Origin of the sequence: Pseudomonas sp. 10S5, from assembly GCF_035019745.1 — a bacterium.
Taxonomy (GTDB): Bacteria; Pseudomonadota; Gammaproteobacteria; order Pseudomonadales; family Pseudomonadaceae; genus Aquipseudomonas.
The window spans coordinates 108,426-125,762 of sequence record NZ_JASJVL010000002.1; the positions used below are offsets into that span (position 1 = coordinate 108,426).

Here is a 17,337-nt window from a genome sequence, read left to right on the forward strand (position 1 = left end):
TGAGCACAGGGCTGATATGCAGATGCGCAAGAACGCACTAGCTCGCCTGTTTTGCCAGTTGGAAGTCCATATATTCGTAAGCGATTTGCTGCGCTTGCTCGGTGTCGAATGCATCGCCTGACAGCGCGCCGCGTAACCACAAACCGTCGATCAATGCCGCCAGGCCGCGAGCAGCGGTGCGCGCCTCGCTCAATGACAGCACTCGGCGAAATTGGCAGCACAGGTTTGAATAAAGCCGGTGATCGTTGATCCTCTGCAACCTGTGCAATGACGGCTGGTGCATGCTGGTGGCCCAGAAGGCTAACCAGGTTTTCATTGCCGGGCCGTTGACCTGGCTGGCATCGAAGTTACCTTCGATGATGACTTGAAGATGAGCCCGTGGGTTGTCGTCGCCGAGTGCCAGACGGCGGTCGTGAACGCTCTGGCTGAGGGCATTCATCAAATGACGCATGGTCGCTGCGATCAGGCCGTTTTTGTCCTGAAAGTAGTGACTGATGATGCCGTTGGACACACCCGCCAAGCGAGCGATCAGCGCAATGCTGGCGTCTCCCATTCCAACTTGATCAACCGCCTCTAGAGTGGCGTGGATCAGCTGTTGACGGCGGATGGGTTGCATACCGACTTTGGGCATATCAAGCGTCTCCTTTGGTCGCTCAATGGTCCTGAAGTGACCGTTTCTGCGATGGCCAGTCTATTTGGTTTTAATTGAACGTTCAATCAATAAAAAACGATGGGCGGATAGTTGGGCAGCTTTGCGAAGGTCGATAAGGGGAAACTGCAGACACCCACTTGTTGGCAAGGCGATGTAATCGGTACACCGCCCAAAGCCTCTCGCCTACAAGTTGGCTCTTACAGAGAATAAGGTGTCAGCCGAGACTTTTGCCCAGCAATGCGTGGTATAGCTCGCTGTCACCCAGGATACCGACCACTTTGTTGTCTTCCTGTAGGACCAGTTTATTGCCGGTCTGGTAGCGGATTTGCAGCGCGTCGCGCATGCCGATGTTGGAATGCACCAAGGTTGGACGGCGGCCTAGGGTTTCCACCGATTGTCCCGGAGCCCAATTTTGAAGGTCGATATTGGCTGCACCTTGTCGAGCGCCAGTGACGGAATTGCCTTCACCCAAGCCAATCCACGAATCACCGCCCGGATCGAGACACACTTCACCGTTTACGCGAGTGCAGTTATCCAGTGTTCGCATCAGGCTGCGGCCGCACAACACGTTGAGGGGATTGGTGTGAGCAACGAAGGTTCTTACGTAGTCATCGGCCGGGTTGAGGACGATTTCTTCAGGCTTGCTGTATTGGACAATCCGACCGTCTTTCATGATCGCGATCCGGCTGCCTAGCTTTAGGGCTTCATCAAGGTCGTGGCTTACGAACACGATAGTTTTGTTCAGCTTGCGTTGCAGTTCCAGCAGTTCGTCTTGAAGGCCTTGGCGGATCAGCGGGTCGAGCGCGGAAAACGGCTCGTCCATCAACAGAATATCGGCGTCCATGGCCAGCGCGCGAGCTAGACCGACACGCTGTTGCATGCCACCGGAAAGCTCGTTGGGTTTCTTATTGCGCCATTGGACAAGGCCTACTAGCTCGAGTTTTTCATCTACCAACTTGTTACGTTCTTGAGGCGCACGGTGCTGCATTTCCAAGCCGAAACTGATGTTCTCGCGAACCGTAAGCCAAGGCATTAGCGCGAATTTTTGGAAGACCATGGCGATACGCTTAGTACGCATCAACTTCAGTTCAGCGGGTGTGCACGAGGCGATATCGATTTGCGCGCCCTCGTGTTCAACAAATAGCTTGCCGCGGCTGACCGTGTTCAGGCCATTGATGCAGCGCAGCAGGCTGGATTTGCCAGAGCCGGAAAGCCCCATCAAGACGCAGATTTCACCTTTCTCAATGTCCAGGCTCGCGTTTTCAACGCCGACGATCTGCCCGGTTTTCTTAAGGATTTGGTCGCGAGTCATCCCATTGTCGAGAAGCTTCAGGGCTTCACGGGGGTCTCTGGCAAAAACAACATCTACGTTCTCAAAGCGAATTATGCTCATGCGTCACCCGGTATTTTTGCATCAGGTTGTTTGCAGATACGATCGAGCATGATCGCTAGCAATACGATTGCCAGGCCTGCTTCGAAGCCCAAAGCGATGTCCGCCGTGTTCAGCGCATTGACCACGGGTTTGCCCAGGCCGTCCGCGCCCACCAGTGCCGCGATTACCACCATCGACAATGACAACATGATGCATTGGGTGATGCCTGCCGCGATGCTTGGCATAGCGTGGGGCAATTCGATGCGAGAAAGCAGTTGGCGACGTGAGCAGCCGAAGGCTTTGCCAGCGTCCAGCAACTCTTGCGGTACGTCGCGAATACCCAGGTAAGTCAGGCGGATCGGCGCGGCTATCGCAAACACCACTGTCGAGATCAGGCCAGGTACTACACCCAGACCAAATAGGGTCAGAGTAGGAATAAGGTAAACGAAGGTTGGTACGGTCTGCATTAGGTCCAGGACCGGACGCATCAGGGTGTAGAACAAGGGTCTGTGAGCAGCGACAATGCCTAATGGCACCCCAATGATGACGCAGACAAAGGTCGCGAATAGCACCTGTGCCAAGGTTTCCATGGTTTCTTGCCAATAACCCAGGTTGAGGATCAGCAAAAACGAAAGGATGACGAATGCGGTCAGGCCCCACTTGCGCTGAATATAGTGCGCGAGCAGCGCGATCAGGCCAATCAATGCCAGCGGATTGAACCACGTCAGGGCAAATGTTACCCCGTGGATCAATGATTCCAAGGTCGAGGAAATCAAATCGAAATAGTTGGCGCCGTGTTTTGTCAGCCATTCAACAAAGGCGGCGATGTACTCGCCCAGAGGGATTTTGTGTTCAGTCAGCATGGTATTGAATGTCCGCATGCGGGGAATAATTACAACAGCAGACGGGCGAACCCGTCTGCATACCAGTTACTTGGCCAGCTTGGCTTTAACGGCCTCCAGGCCTGGTTTACCGTCTACTGTGGTTACACCGGCTAACCAGGCATCCAGCACCTGGGGGTTTTTCTTCAGCCAAGCGGTAGCCGCTACATTGGGTTTCATCTTGTCGTCCAAGACATTGCCCATCAGCGAACTTTCCATATTCAACGTGAACTGCAGATTCTTCAGCAACTGACCGACGTTGCTGCATTCCTGGGTATAACCTTTGCGGGTGTTGGTGTAGATGGTTGCTTGACCGAAGTTCGGGCCGAAATAGTCGTCCCCACCGGTCAGGTACTTCATTTTAAAACGAGTGTTCATTGGATGCGGTTCCCAGCCCAGGAACACTACTGCAGTGTTGCGGCGCTGAGCGCGATCCACCTGTGACAGCATGCCCGCTTCGCTGGATTCAACGACTTTGAAGCCCGCATCTTTGAGGCCGAAGGCGTTTTTGTCGATCATGCTCTGGATCAGGCGGTTACCGTCGTTGCCAGGTTCGATGCCGTAGATTTTGCCGTCGAGTTCTTTCTTGAATTTGGCGATATCGGCAAAGTCATGTAGACCCTTGTCGTAGAGCTCTTGAGGAACGGCCAAGGTGTATTTGGCGTTTTCCAGGTTGGCGCGAACGGTTTCCACGGTGCCTGCGTCGCGGTAAGCCTTGATGTCGTTCTCCATCGTTGGCATCCAGTTGCCAAGGAACACGTCCATGTTTTTACCGTCGGCCAACGACTTATAGGTCACTGGAACGGAAATCATCGTGGTCTTGGTTTTGTAGCCTAGAGCGTCGAGGATCACGCTGGTGGTCGCGGTAGTAACCGTAATGTCAGTCCAGCCGACATCTGAAAAGTTGACGGTGTCGCACTGGGCGGGTTCTGCGGCTTGCGCCAACAGGGGGAGACTCAGTGCGGCGGCCAACAGCAACGTTTGAGAACCTTTCATCGATGCACTCCTAGGTATTTTCTTCTCGTCATCAGCCTGTAACGACTGACGCTGTTCATGTGGTTTAGCGTGTTACAGCTGAATGGCGAGGCGTTTCACGCGACAGCTCTACCACTGCGCCTGGCAATCGAGTCGAGACTGATCATGTAACAGGGGAAAACAAACGCCTACAGGGGTAGTCGTATCCAGTACATAGTGGGTCGCATCCAGTGTCGGCAAGGTCGCTTACAGATTTATTAGCGGGCGAAAAGACCCTTTTCAAGGGTCACTGCGCAGTTCGAGTGGTCAAATCGGTCGGAAATCCTGTTGCGTGAAAACTCCTGGTCAATACGACGTTGGTGGGTATGGGTGAGTCGGTGTCAGACGACGTGCGCCTGGGCAAAAGCCCGATGATGCGCCCATCTCGGCGGATAGCAGCTTCAGCGTAGCAGCTCCGTCACCGGACGCTTTGGGCGTCGGGAGTCTTGACTACAGAGGGTTTGCGATAATGGCTATCAGCGTGTTCGACCTGTTCAAGATCGGTATCGGTCCTTCCAGCTCTCACACCGTAGGACCGATGCGCGCCGCCGCGCTGTTCACCCAAGGGTTGCGTGAACGCAACGAGCTGGAACAAGTTCGTCGCATCGAAGTTCGCCTGTATGGCTCCCTGTCCGCTACCGGTATCGGCCACGGCAGTGACAACGCAGTGATCATGGGGCTGATGAACCAGTGGCCAGACTCGATTGATCCGTCTCAAATCGGCTTGAGCATTAAGACGCTGAAAGAAACCGGAACGCTATTGCTCAATGGCGACCTGCCGATCCCTTTTGAGTGGCAGCGCGACATGTTGCTCATCGATGAAAACCTGCCGTTTCACCCAAACGCCATGACCCTGATCGCCGAGGGCGAGAGCGGCGATGTGCATCGCGACACGTATTACTCGGTCGGTGGCGGTTTCGTCGTCGATGAAGCGCAGGCCGCCAGCGGAGTATTGGACATGGACTCCACCGTATTGCCTTACGACTTTTCCAGCGCGGACGAACTGCTTCGGCTTTGCAATCAGCACGGTTTGCGCGTTTCGCAATTGATGATGGCCAACGAAAAGGTCTGGCGCAGCGAAGAAGAAATCCGTAGCAGCCTGATGCGTTTGTGGGCAGCCATGCAGGATTGCGTCGAACAGGGTCTCAAGCACGAAGGTATTTTGCCCGGCGGTTTGAACGTTCGCCGTCGCGCTGCACGTTTGCACCGCAGCCTGCAAGAATTGGGTAAACCTAACGTGATCGGCTCGACGCTTAGTGCCATGGAATGGGTGAATTTATTTGCCTTGGCAGTCAACGAAGAAAACGCCGCTGGCGGCCGCATGGTGACGGCTCCGACCAATGGTGCCGCAGGGATTATCCCGGCAGTCCTGCATTATTTCGTCAAGTTCAGCGACGAAGTTAGCGAGGCCAATGTGGTCGACTACCTTCTAGCGGCGGCAGCCATTGGCATTCTGTGCAAAAAAAACGCCTCGATTTCAGGGGCTGAAGTCGGTTGTCAGGGCGAAGTCGGTTCCGCCTGTGCCATGGCCGCAGCGGGGCTCGCGGATATTTTGGGCGCAACACCGGAGCAATTGTGCAACGCGGCGGAAATCGGTCTTGAGCATAACTTGGGCCTGACCTGCGATCCGGTCGGCGGTCTGGTCCAAGTACCGTGTATTGAACGCAATGCAATTGCCGCCGTGAAAGCAATCAACGCCGCGCAGATGGCATTGCGCGGCGACGGTCAGCATTTCATCTCGCTGGACCGGGTGATTCGTACCATGCGCGACACTGGTGCTGACATGCACGACAAGTACAAAGAGACCTCGCGCGGAGGTTTGGCGGTAAGTGCGGTTGAGTGTTGAGCCCTTACTGATGCCTTTGTGAATGAATGGGTTCCCACAGCTGATTTCTCTGTGGGAACCTATTCATTCGCGATTAGGAGTTGTTTAAAACACGGCTGCCCGGTTATCGATCATTTGCTGAAGCCAGCGCCACCTTTTGGCGCGCAATACCTCAAACGCTGACCGCCAGTCTGTTCGTGCACCGCAGTGACACTCTTTTAGTCAGACCCGGTACGCGCTTCACACATGTGATACCGAACTGCTCAACCTCCCTAAACCCTTGCTTTACGCGGCGTTTGTCGCCTTATAGCCTGTGGTGGTAAACCTCCTTATATAGACACATCACGACGTCGTTTTCAGGTTTTATTGAATGCCCATTCAACTTAGGCATGGCAATTGCGTTGTGATATCCAAAACCCTCCACGAATGGGGGAAATAACAAGAGCCTCTTCCTGAGGCCATTAACCGCCTAGTGTGAGGAGATACCGCGATGACTTCGTTCAACTCTGGTGCTCAGTCCCAGAACCAGAACCGCACGCCTCAATCCATCGGCTTTTTGCTGTTGGACAACTTCACGCTGATCTCGCTGGCTTCAGCCGTAGAGCCGCTGAGAATGGCCAATCAGCTGTCTGGTCGCGAGCTATATCGCTGGTCCACTCTGAGTGCGGATGGTGGCCAAGTCTGGGCTAGTGATGGTTTGCAAATCACCCCCGATGCTTCTATGCATAAAGCGCCAGTCCTCGATATCGTGATTGTCTGCGGCGGTGTGGGCATTCAGCGCACGGTAACCCGCGAACACGTGAGCTGGTTGCAGAGCCAGGCACGCCAATCCCGTCGTCTAGGCGCGGTTTGCACTGGCAGTTGGGCGTTGGCATGCGCGGGTCTGCTGGATGGTTTTGATTGCAGCGTGCATTGGGAATGCTTGGCGTCGATGCAGGAAGCTTTCCCGCGCGTTTCCATGAGCACTCGTTTGTTCACCCTCGACCGAACTCGCTTTACCAGTTCGGGCGGCACCGCACCGCTGGACATGATGCTGCACTTAATCAGTCGTGATCACGGTCGCGAGTTATCGGCAGCGATCTCCGAGATGTTTGTCTACGAGCGTATTCGCAACGAGCAGGATCACCAGCGTGTGCCGCTCAAGCACATGCTCGGCACCAATCAGCCCAAGCTTCAGGAAATCGTCGCGTTGATGGAGGCTAACCTCGAAGAACCGATTGATTTGGACGAGCTGGCGGTGTACGTCGCGGTGTCCCGTCGTCAGTTGGAGCGACTGTTCCAGAAATACCTGCACTGCTCGCCGTCGCGTTATTACCTCAAGCTGCGCTTAATCCGTGCCCGGCAACTACTCAAGCAAACGCCGATGTCAATCATCGAAGTGGCTTCGGTCTGCGGTTTTGTATCCACCCCACACTTCTCCAAGTGCTATCGCGAATACTTCGGGATTCCACCACGCGACGAGCGCGTAGGTTCAAATACCGCACAGCAAGTGGCGATGATGCCTATTCCACAATCACTGCTGCTGACACCTTTGTCTGGCCCTCTATCAGCGCTGAGCCAGGCGCGGAATGAATCTACCTTTGCGAGTGTGAGGTTGTAGTTGATGTAACGACAAACTCACACTGTGGGACCGAATTCATTCGGGAAGGGGGTGTGTCAAATACGGCCCTTTCCCGAATGAATTCGGTTCCACAGGTTTGCCAATGCGTTTACCCTCGGCTCTGTTTATAGACCGCCAACGCCGGTAATAACTGCTGATCAATCGCCTGGCGCACGGCCGGTAAAATCATTGCGCTGCCTGTCAGCATTTGCTCGATCATTCGGCGTAATGCCGTGGCGCGGGCCTCTGTTAGGCCGCACACCGCTTGGGCGCACGCTTGTTCAGCGGTGGCGCCAGGGGGCATATCGAAGCCCAATGCCCTGAGTTGGCCGAGCAGGTCTTCTTGGTCAATTAAATCCGCATGCATCATGTGATCTGCTCCTTTATTCGGTATGGGTCGATTCTGGTTCTGCTCTTGCTCGGCGGCAAGGCCCAGTGAGTGCAATGGCCGGTATACCTATAAACAGGTCGTTTTCAGTTAACTCGCTGCCTTTGCGTTTTTTTGCCTGAGGCAAATTCATGTAGACTTTGCGGCCTTCCAGGAGCCGCCATGAATTACCGTCACGCTTTCCACGCTGGCAACCACGCCGATGTGTTCAAACACTTGACTCTGACTCGCTTGATCGCCCTTATGGCGCGCAAAGAGCAACCGTTCGCTTACATCGACAGCCACGCCGGGATTGGTCTGTATGATCTTAAGGGCGATCAGGCCAGCCGCACGGGTGAATGGCTTGAAGGTGTTGGTCGTTTGTGGGGCGCCTCGGACCTCCCGGCGCTCACTGCCGATTACATGCAAGTGCTGCACGACATGAACCCGGATGGCGAATTGCGCTATTACCCGGGTTCTCCGGAAATCGCCCGCCGCCTGACCCGTGAGCGCGAGCGCATCCTGCTAAACGAGAAGCATCCGCAAGACGGTCGCTTGCTCAAAGAGAACATGCGTGGTGATCGACGTGTTGCCGTGCACTTAGGCGAAGGCTGGCACGTGCCGCGTGCGCTGCTGCCAGTGGCGGAAAAGCGTGGACTGCTGCTGATTGACCCGCCGTTCGAGCAATTGGATGAGATGAAACGCTGCACGGTGGCCTTAAAAGAAACCATCGGTCGTATGCGTCAGACGGTGGCGGCCATATGGTACCCAATTAAAGACACGCGTCTGCTGCGTCGTTTCTATCAGGATTTGGCCGAGACGGGCGCGCCGAAGCTGTTGCGTGTCGAGTTGTTCGTGCATCCGTTGAACACGCCGCAGAGTTTGAACGGTTCGGGTTTGGTTATCGCTAATCCGCCATGGGGATTGGAGGAAGAGCTGCGCGAGTTAATGCCATGGCTGGCCCAGACCTTGGGGCAAACCCAAGGTGGTTGGCAGATGGATTGGTTGATTGCGGAGTAGCGCGTAACCAGACAAATCGTTGGTGCTTGATCGGCCCTTTCGCAGGCTTGCTGCTCCCATCGATGTGTGCAGGGCAAAACCTGTGGGAGCCGGCTTGCCGAAAAAATGCGGGTTATTGGGCGCCCCTGGCTCTCACGCCGGCAAACAAACCCCGGTCCCACCCAGCCCGCAATAACCCGCCGGGTTCTTGGCCAGGTATTGCTGGTGATAGGCTTCTGCGTAGTAGAACGTCGGCGCTTCTTCGATTTCAGTGGTGATTTTGCCCAAGCCTGCTTTATCTAATTCAGCTTGAAACGTTTCTTTGCTGGCTATCGCTGCTTCCAGCTGTGACTCTTTTGTGCAGTAGATAACCGAACGGTATTGCGTGCCGATGTCGTTGCCTTGGCGCATACCCTGAGTTGGGTTGTGGGCTTCCCAGAAAACTTTCAACAACGCTTCGTACGTCGTTTGTTCGGTGTCATAAACCACCAGCACCACTTCGCTATGGCCGGTCAGGCCGGAGCATGTTTCTTCATACGTTGGATTCGGCGTAATACCGCCGGCGTAACCCACTGAAGTGCTATAGACGCCGGGTTGCTGCCATAGCCGACGTTCGGCGCCCCAAAAGCAGCCCAGACCAAAGATCGCAAAATCAACACTGCCAGGGAATGGACCCAGCAGCGGATTGCCGTTGACGAAATGTTTTTCCGGAACGCTCATAGGAGTTTCGCGACCCGGTAGTGCTTGTTCGGAGGTAGGCAGTACGTTTTTGTTCACAAGTATCTCCGAGCGCAAAGCCATGATTCATGTCCTCTTGTCAGCGCGAGGTAACAGAATGGGGATGGTCGATGACGTCTTAATGGGGGTGATAGATGAAAGACCGACAGTTTGCCCGACAGTTCAGCTATGAGGGAAGGGGAGAAGGAGGAATCAGGACGAACGTAGTATTCAGAGCGGCAGCGGTATCAGCAGGACTGGAGATCAACCAGTGGGCCGCGAGGGTAACGTCGGAGCTTTTCGATTAGATCACTGCCTGGAATGGGGCGGTCGAACAAATAGCCTTGGCCGACGTCACATCGGTGTCGGCGCAGGAATCTCAGTTGTTCAACGGTTTCGATCCCTTCGGCGACCACTTTGAGTTTAAGGTTGTGAGCCATGGCGATCACCGCGGATGTGATCTCCATATCGTCTTGGTTATCGGGTATGTCACGGATGAAACTGCGATCAATCTTGATCACATCAATCGGAAATTTTTTCAAATAGCTCAGTGATGAATAACCAGTGCCAAAATCATCCATGGCAAGACTCAGGCCCAGCTGTTTCAAAAAGTCGAGTTGTTGGCGAGTGTCATCGGTCGCTTCCAGCAGCAGCCCCTCGGTAAGCTCAAGCTCAAGCATGGTTGCAGCCAAGCGTTCTTCCTTGAGGATGTTGGCAATCGAAGTCACTAAGTCTGGATCAGAAAACTGTTTGGGTGAGACGTTGATTGCTACGTGCAGGTGGTGCAGCCCTGCGGCAGTCAGCTCTTTGCTCATGCGGCAAGCCTGGCGCGCAACCCATTTCCCGATAGGGATAATCAACCCGGTTTCCTCCGCAACGCTGATGAACTGGTCCGGGCGGATCATGCCTTTTTCCGGATGATTCCAGCGTAACAGCGCTTCCATTCCTAGCAAGCGGCCGCTGCGCAGGCACAGTTTGGGCTGGTAGAAAACTTCCAGTTCATTCTGAGTCAGTGCACGACGCAGGTTGTTTTCGACGAACAGCTTATAGCTGGCTTCTGCGTCCAGTGCTTCGGTAAAGACCTGCACCTGATGCTTGCCGTTTGCTTTGGCTTTGTGCAGCGCCAAGCCGGCGTTCTTCATCAATGTTTGTGGATCGCGCCCGTGAATCGGCGCACTGGCCAAGCCTACGGAGCCGGTGACGCTGATCAATTGGTTGTCGACGAACATTGGTTTGTCCAGGGTCTTTAGTACCTGGACAGCGATTTGTATACCGGCCTCGACATCAGTGTCATCTAGCAGCACGGCGAATTCATTGCTGGCGAAACGCGCAAGGCTGCCACGGGGGCTCAGGCTATTGCGCAGGCGCCGGGCAAGACTGATCAGCAATTTATCGCCGGTCTGGTGGCCAAGGCTGTCATTAATGCGTTTGAAGTTGTCGATATCCACCAGCAAGAGGCTGATCGGCGTGTCGCTGTCTCTGGCAAAACGCTCATCAAGGTTGCGGATGAACGCCGGCCGGTTACCCAGGCTGGTGAGATTGTCGGTGTACGCCAAGCGTTCAATGCGCTGTTGTGCCGCCTTGGTTTGAGTAATGTCTTCGTAGATGCCGATGTAGTGGGTCAACTCTCGGTCGTCGCCATACACCTTGGAAATTGAAAGCTGACCCCAGTAAGGTTCGAGATTTTTTCGGCGGCTCTTGAACTCACCCTGCCAGCTGTTGCTTTTGTCGAGGCTGGAGTTGGCGTCGATCAGCAGTTCATTGAGATTTTCTAACGCCGGAAGCTCGGACAGTCGGTGACCATGTACTTCTTCAGTGGTGTATTGAGTGATCGCGGTGAAGCTAGGGTTGACGTACTCGACCACACCGTTGCAGTTGACCAGCAAAAACGCGTTGGCACTTTGCTCCACGGCACGCTGAAACAGGTGCAGGGCGCTGGTAGCGGTGCGTCGGTTGTGGTTGTTGATGACTTGGGCAAACTGGTCAGCCAGCTCGCCAGCGAATGCAATTTCATCGGATTGCCACGGGCGCGCTATGCCGATCTGTTCAAGGCACAGTACGCCAACCACCAAGCCATCAATGCGGATGCTTGCGTCAAGTATTGCATTGATGTCTCTGGGCCTCAGTTTGTCGGCTAATTCGCTTGTGCGCGGATCGTGCATGACATCGTTGGCATCAATGGCTCGACTGGTGTGCAGCGCTTCGAGGTAATTCGGGAAATGGGCAAGATCAATCGCTTTGGGCTGTACGAAATCACCAGTGTCGAGGTGGTACGCCGCGATGGGCTCCAAATGACTGCCGCTGAGATTCCAGATACTTGCACACGAGATATCGTATATCTCGCAGGCGCTTTGGGTGATCAACTTGGCTGCTTCTTGTACTGAGTCATGTGTGCTGTAGCGATGACGGGCCAGCCGTAGAATCAGGCTTTGCTGGGCGCGTACCCGCTCCAGGTGCTGCAACTGTTCATGCTGAGCGCGCTGGTTAAGTTCAAGCGCGATGTGCAAACGGTTGTTTTGAGTGTCCAGATCTTGGGCGGCGCTCGGATCGTTGTTGTCGAATAGTCCTTGCACCACCATCAAGTAACCGCGCAGCAAGTCGCGGTTGTGTTGTCGGTATCCTTCACCAACCTCTAGCAGGCTTATCTCGCCTTTTGCAGTGTGCAGTGTGTAGCGAATCAGATAGAACGGGCTGTCTTTCAATTGTGCTTGTACGGCTTCGTGCATCTGATGGCGCGCTTGCGGCTCCATCAGGTTTGCATACGGCGAGCCAACCAGCGCACACAGCTCTACTGCGGGCAAGCCGAACTGTTTTTCGCAATTGGGATCAAGGTACAGCAGCGCCCAGTTAGCTTCGTTCAGCCGTTCGAAACGCAACATACCGAGCCGAGAAGGCACCGGTAATTGCGTCACTACCTCGGCCGCGGTTCGACCGACGGCATCGGGTTGGCTTTTCATCAAGGGCTCGCTTTCAGAATGCTGATCGCGCACGGGCTAAAGCCCTCTTTTATGTCGCGTGCCGCAAGGTTGCATCATGCAGCTCTGGCTGACAAGTGAGCGCGGTGGCTTAGTGCTATAAATCTATCGGTTTAGTGCATGAGATCTGACGTAATACTGTTTAGCGCTTCTTTTTAGGCAAAAAAAGCCCCGCCAAGTTGGCGGGGTTGAGGTACGAGCGTGGCAGCTCGGAAATAGTGCCTGTCGGAACCAACTTGTTGGTGAGGCGAGTTTTCAAGAAAACCGCATCAATCCTCCCACCAGTAAGTTGGCTTCTACAGGTTTTTGCACCGTTTGTTACAGCAGCATCGTTCGGATGTCCGCTAGCAGCTCGCTCAAGCGTTTGGTGAAGCGTGCAGCAGCAGCGCCGTTGATAACACGGTGATCGTAGGACAATGACAGCGGCAGCATCAGTTTCGGCTGGAAGACTTTGCCATCCCATACGGGTTGGATGGTAGCTTTTGATACGCCAAGGATCGCCACTTCTGGTGCGTTGACGATTGGCGTGAACCCGGTACCGCCAATGTGCCCAAGGCTTGAGATCGTGAAACAAGCGCCTTGCATGTCGTCAGCAGACAGCTTCTTTGAACGGGCTTTTTCGGCCAGTTCAGCGGCTTCAGCCGCCAGTTGCAGCAAGCTTTTCTGATCGACGTTCTTGATGACCGGGACAAGCAAACCTTCCGGTGTGTCCACGGCAAAGCCGATGTTCACGTATTTCTTGCGGATGATGGCCTTGCCGCTTGGCGCCAACGAGCTGTTGAAGTCCGGTAGTTCCTTAAGCAGGAAGGCACTGGCCTTGAGCAGCAGTGGCAATACGGTCAGCTTGACACCGGCCTTTTCTGCAACGGATTTTTGCGCGATACGGAACGCTTCAAGCTCTGTGATATCAGCCTGATCGAACTGAGTCACGTGCGGAATATTCAACCAGCTGCGATGCAGGCTGGCAGCACCCAGTTGCATCAGGCGCGTCATCGGCACTTCTTCGGTTTCGCCATAACGGCTGAAATCAACCACCGGAATCGGCGGAATACCTGCGCCGCCGGTAGCACCGGCAGCGGGTGCAGCCTTAGCTTTCTGCATCATGGCCTGGACGTAAACTTGCACGTCCTCCTTGAGCACGCGACCGTGTGGGCCCGTTGCTCCGACAGCGCCCAGCTCTACGCCCAATTCACGGGCCAATTGGCGCACAGCCGGTCCCGCGTGAGTCTTGGCCCCGTCTTTAGCAGGTGCGGGTGCAGGCGCTTGAGAGGCAGGTGCTTCTTCCGTTTTTGCTACTGACGCAGGCGCCGCGTCAGCCTTCGCTGGAGCTGCTGGTGTTGCGGCTTGAGCCGGTGCGGAGGGTGCAGCTGCGCCGGCCACTTTCAACTTCAGGATCAGGTCACCGGTACCGACTTCATCGTCCAGCTTGATAATGATGCTTTCCACTACGCCGGCGGACGGCGAAGGGATTTCCATACTGGCCTTGTCAGATTCGAGGGTGATCAGTGATTGATCCGCCACGATGGTGTCGCCGACCTTAACCATTACTTCGATGATTTTGGCTTTGGCGGATGACCCAATATCAGGAACGTGGATGTCCTGAATGGTTTCGCTGGCCGCAGCCGCAGCCGCAGCCGCAGGAGCAGCTGCCGGTTCAGCCGCAGCTGGAGCGGGCGCTGCTTTTTCTGGAGCCGCGGCCGCAGCGGGTGCGGCGGCAGCTGCTTCGGCGGCAGGCGCAGCTGCGTCACCTTCTACTTCCAGCTCAAACAGTTCGTCGCCTTCTTTAAGGCGGTCGCCCAGTTTCACTTTCATACTTTTGATGACACCGGCTTTAGGCGCAGGGATTTCCATGCTCGCCTTGTCCGATTCCAGCGTAAGAATGCTCTGTTCGGCTTCGATGCGATCGCCGACCTTGACCATTAACTCAATGACTTCGCCTTCACCGTTGCCGATGTCGGGTACTCGAATTAGCTCACTCACAATGTCTCTCCTTCGGAGAACCTGTTCACTCTCGACTGCACTGTGTTGGTTGCGACGAACACAGCGTCGGACGCTCATTTACGTGGGTAAATTCCGCATCCTCAGCTGTTCCGCGCTTCTTGTCAGCGCCCTTTGCGATCTTGAGACAGACTCTTAACAGTCCAGTGGGTTACGTTTTTCAGGATCGATGCCGAACTTGGCAATGGCTTCAGCCACTACTTTAGGTTCGATGTCGCCGCGATCAGCCAAGGCTTCCAAAGCCGCCAGCACCACGAAGTGGCGGTCAACTTCAAAGAAGTTACGCAGCTTCTTGCGGCTATCACTGCGGCCGAAACCGTCAGTGCCCAGGACTTTGTATTCTTTGGTCGGTACCCACTGACGAATCTGGTCAGCGAACAGTTTCATATAGTCGGTCGATGCAATCACCGGACCCTTACGGCCAGTGAGGCATTCTTCCACGTAGCTCAGGACAGGTTTCTGACCTGGGTGCAGACGGTTACTGCGTTCAACGGCAAGACCGTCGCGACGCAGTTCGTTGAAGCTAGTGACGCTCCAGACATCTGCACCGACGTTGAACTGCTCGCGCAGAATCTTCGCCGCTTCGCGTACTTCACGCAGGATAGTGCCCGAGCCCATGAGTTGGACGTGGTGCGCCGCTTCCTTGGTGTCCTCCTCAAGCAAGTACATACCCTTGATGATGCCTGCCTCGGAACCCGCCGGCATGGCCGGGTGCGCGTAGGACTCGTTCATCACGGTCAGGTAGTAGAAAACGTCCTGCTGCTCTTCGAACATCAGGCGCATGCCTTCACGGATGATCACCGCCAGTTCATAGCCGTAAGTCGGGTCGAATGTGCGGCAGTTCGGGATGGTCGAGGCCAGAATGTGGCTGTGACCGTCTTCGTGCTGCAGACCTTCACCGTTGAGCGTGGTTCGACCGGCCGTGCCGCCAACCAGGAAGCCACGGGTGCGGCTGTCGCCAGCGGCCCAAGCCAAGTCACCGATCCGTTGGAAACCGAACATCGAATAGAAGATGTAAAACGGAATCATCGGTTGGTTGTGGCTGCTGTACGAGGTACCGGCAGCAATGAAGGAGGACATAGCGCCTGCTTCGTTGATGCCTTCTTCGAGAATCTGACCTTTCTTGTCTTCGCGGTAGAACATCACTTGTTCTTTATCGACTGGCTCGTAGAGCTGGCCGACGGACGAGTAGATGCCCAACTGACGGAACATGCCTTCCATACCGAAAGTACGGGCTTCATCCGGGATAATCGGCACGATACGCTGGCCGACTTCCTTGTCCTTGACCAATTGCGACAGAATCCGCACGAAGGCCATGGTGGTGGAGATTTCGCGGTCGCCAGTACCGTCAAGCAGTGCTTTAAGGCTTTCCAGCGGCGGCGTCGGCAAGCTGAAGCTCTTGGCGCGGCGCTGAGGGACGAAACCACCGAGTGCAGTGCGGCGCTCGCTCAAGTAACGGGCTTCGGCGCTGTCTGGTTCTGGTTTGAAGAACGGCAGGGTATCCAATTGATCATCTTTGATCGGAATGTCGAAACGGTCGCGAAAGCTTTTCAGGCTGTCGACGTCAACTTTCTTGGTGTTGTGCGCGGTGTTTTTCGCTTCGCCGGCGCCAGTGCCATAACCTTTGATGGTCTTGGCCAATACCACGGTCGGTTGACCCTTGTGGTTGACTGCCTGGTGGTAGGCCGCATACATCTTGTACGGGTCATGACCACCGCGGTTGAGCTTCCAGATTTCGTCGTCGGACAAATCAGCAACCATCGCCTTGAGTTCAGGCGAGTTGAAGAAGTGTTCGCGAACGAATGCGCCGTCTTTGGCTTTGTAATTCTGGTATTCGCCATCGATGACTTCATCCATCCGGCGTTGCAGGATACCGTCGGTATCTTTAGCCAGCAGTGGGTCCCAGAAACGGCCCCAAACGACTTTAGTCACGTTCCATTGAGCGCCACGGAACACGCCTTCGAGTTCCTGGATGATCTTGCCGTTGCCGCGAACCGGACCGTCAAGACGCTGCAGGTTGCAGTTGACGACGAAAATCAGGTTGTCGAGTTTTTCACGACCGGCCAAAGAGATTGCGCCCAGCGATTCTGGTTCGTCAGTCTCGCCATCTCCGAGGAAGCACCAGACTTTTTGCTTGCCTTCAGGGATGTAGCCGCGATGTTCCAGGTACTTCATGAAGCGTGCCTGGTAGATCGCCTGAATCGGGCCCAGGCCCATGGAGACGGTCGGGAACTGCCAGAAATCCTTCATCAGCCACGGATGCGGGTATGACGACAGGCCTTTGCCATCAACTTCCTGACGGAAGTTGTTCATTTGGTCTTCGGTAATCCTGCCTTCCATGAATGCACGGGCGTAAACGCCTGGTGATGCGTGACCCTGGAAGTAGATCAGGTCGCCGCCGTGTTCATCGGTCGGAGCCTGGAAAAAATAGTTGAAACCGATGTCATACAGGGTTGCGCTTGAGGCGAAGCTGGAAATATGGCCGCCCAGATCGGGGTCGTTCATGTTGGTTTTGACCACCATGGCCAAAGCGTTCCATCGCACCAACGAGCGAATGCGGCGTTCCATGAACAGGTCGCCAGGCATGCGTGCTTCGTGGGTAACGGGAATCGTGTTGCGATATGGCGTGGTGATGGCGTAAGGCAGCTGTGAGCCACTTCTGGTGGCAAGCTCGCCCATACGGGTCATCAAATAGTGGGCGCGGTCTTCGCCTTCTTTGTCGAGAACCGATTCCAGGGCGTCCAACCATTCCTGGGTTTCGACGGGATCGAGGTCTTGCATGGCTTGCTCCAGGGCGGAAAGGCTTCCAGAATCGGTTGCCTGAGTTAGCGACTGGCCTTGTGGGCAGACGACATAAAATTCTTGGATGACCGGAGGTTGTACCGGCGTTGTGTAGTTTTACTACAAATCGTCGGCCATTTCAGCCTTTCGACTTTG

Annotated in this window: 12 protein-coding genes; 3 read left to right on the forward strand and 9 right to left on the reverse strand. The window is 55.1% G+C overall.

Features of this window, described 5'->3' with window-relative positions; all coding sequences use genetic code 11:
* Positions 1-37: 37 nt before the first annotated feature.
* The 4 genes from betI to QN378_RS02050 form a co-directional block, all read right to left on the reverse strand.
* Positions 38-631: a transcriptional regulator BetI gene (betI, locus tag QN378_RS02035; RefSeq protein ID WP_322206475.1), complete on the reverse strand. Its 594-nt coding sequence runs from the start codon at positions 629-631 to the stop codon at positions 38-40.
* Positions 632-866: 235 nt separating this feature from the next.
* A complete protein-coding gene (gene choV / locus QN378_RS02040; protein WP_322206477.1) occupies positions 867-2,045 on the reverse strand; it encodes a choline ABC transporter ATP-binding protein in 1,179 nt (392 codons plus the stop codon).
* Positions 2,042-2,887: a choline ABC transporter permease subunit gene (gene choW, locus QN378_RS02045; RefSeq protein WP_322206479.1), complete on the reverse strand. Its 846-nt coding sequence runs from the start codon at positions 2,885-2,887 to the stop codon at positions 2,042-2,044. Before choW ends, choV begins: the two co-directional genes overlap by 4 nt.
* Before the next feature lie 66 nt (positions 2,888-2,953).
* Positions 2,954-3,901 carry a choline ABC transporter substrate-binding protein gene (locus QN378_RS02050; protein WP_322206481.1) on the reverse strand — a complete coding sequence of 316 codons (948 nt, stop codon included), beginning with the start codon at positions 3,899-3,901 and terminating at the stop codon, positions 2,954-2,956.
* 487 nt (positions 3,902-4,388) lie between these two features.
* Here QN378_RS02050 and QN378_RS02055 point away from each other — a divergent pair, with 487 nt between their 5' ends.
* Positions 4,389-5,765 carry an L-serine ammonia-lyase gene (locus tag QN378_RS02055; RefSeq protein ID WP_322206482.1) on the forward strand — a complete coding sequence of 459 codons (1,377 nt, stop codon included), beginning with the start codon at positions 4,389-4,391 and terminating at the stop codon, positions 5,763-5,765.
* Between the two features lie 469 nt (positions 5,766-6,234).
* A complete protein-coding gene (locus QN378_RS02060) occupies positions 6,235-7,344 on the forward strand; it encodes a GlxA family transcriptional regulator (protein WP_322206485.1) in 1,110 nt (369 codons plus the stop codon).
* A gap of 109 nt (positions 7,345-7,453) precedes the next feature.
* Here the strand turns inward: QN378_RS02060 and QN378_RS02065 are convergent, their stop codons facing one another.
* The gene (locus tag QN378_RS02065; RefSeq protein WP_322167316.1) at positions 7,454-7,714 is read right to left on the reverse strand and encodes a hypothetical protein; all 261 of its coding nucleotides are present in this window, start codon (positions 7,712-7,714) and stop codon (positions 7,454-7,456) included.
* Positions 7,715-7,894: 180 nt separating this feature from the next.
* On the opposite strand from QN378_RS02065, the gene QN378_RS02070 reads away from it, so the two are divergent.
* On the forward strand, positions 7,895-8,731 hold the full coding sequence (locus QN378_RS02070) for a 23S rRNA (adenine(2030)-N(6))-methyltransferase RlmJ (RefSeq protein WP_323546782.1): 837 nt from the start codon (positions 7,895-7,897) through the stop codon (positions 8,729-8,731).
* Between the two features lie 132 nt (positions 8,732-8,863).
* Here QN378_RS02070 and msrA read toward each other — a convergent pair whose 3' ends face one another.
* From msrA to aceE, 4 genes are all read right to left on the reverse strand, one after another.
* The gene (gene msrA / locus QN378_RS02075; RefSeq protein ID WP_322206489.1) at positions 8,864-9,511 is read right to left on the reverse strand and encodes a peptide-methionine (S)-S-oxide reductase MsrA; all 648 of its coding nucleotides are present in this window, start codon (positions 9,509-9,511) and stop codon (positions 8,864-8,866) included.
* A gap of 164 nt (positions 9,512-9,675) precedes the next feature.
* The gene (locus tag QN378_RS02080; protein WP_322206490.1) at positions 9,676-12,384 is read right to left on the reverse strand and encodes a putative bifunctional diguanylate cyclase/phosphodiesterase; all 2,709 of its coding nucleotides are present in this window, start codon (positions 12,382-12,384) and stop codon (positions 9,676-9,678) included.
* A 336-nt stretch (positions 12,385-12,720) separates the two neighbouring features.
* Positions 12,721-14,382, reverse strand: a complete 1,662-nt coding sequence (gene aceF / locus QN378_RS02085; protein WP_322206491.1) for a dihydrolipoyllysine-residue acetyltransferase — start codon at positions 14,380-14,382, stop codon at positions 12,721-12,723.
* A 153-nt stretch (positions 14,383-14,535) separates the two neighbouring features.
* Complete coding sequence (aceE, locus tag QN378_RS02090; protein ID WP_322206493.1) at positions 14,536-17,181, reverse strand: pyruvate dehydrogenase (acetyl-transferring), homodimeric type; 2,646 nt, start codon at positions 17,179-17,181, stop codon at positions 14,536-14,538.
* Positions 17,182-17,337 lie beyond the last annotated feature (156 nt).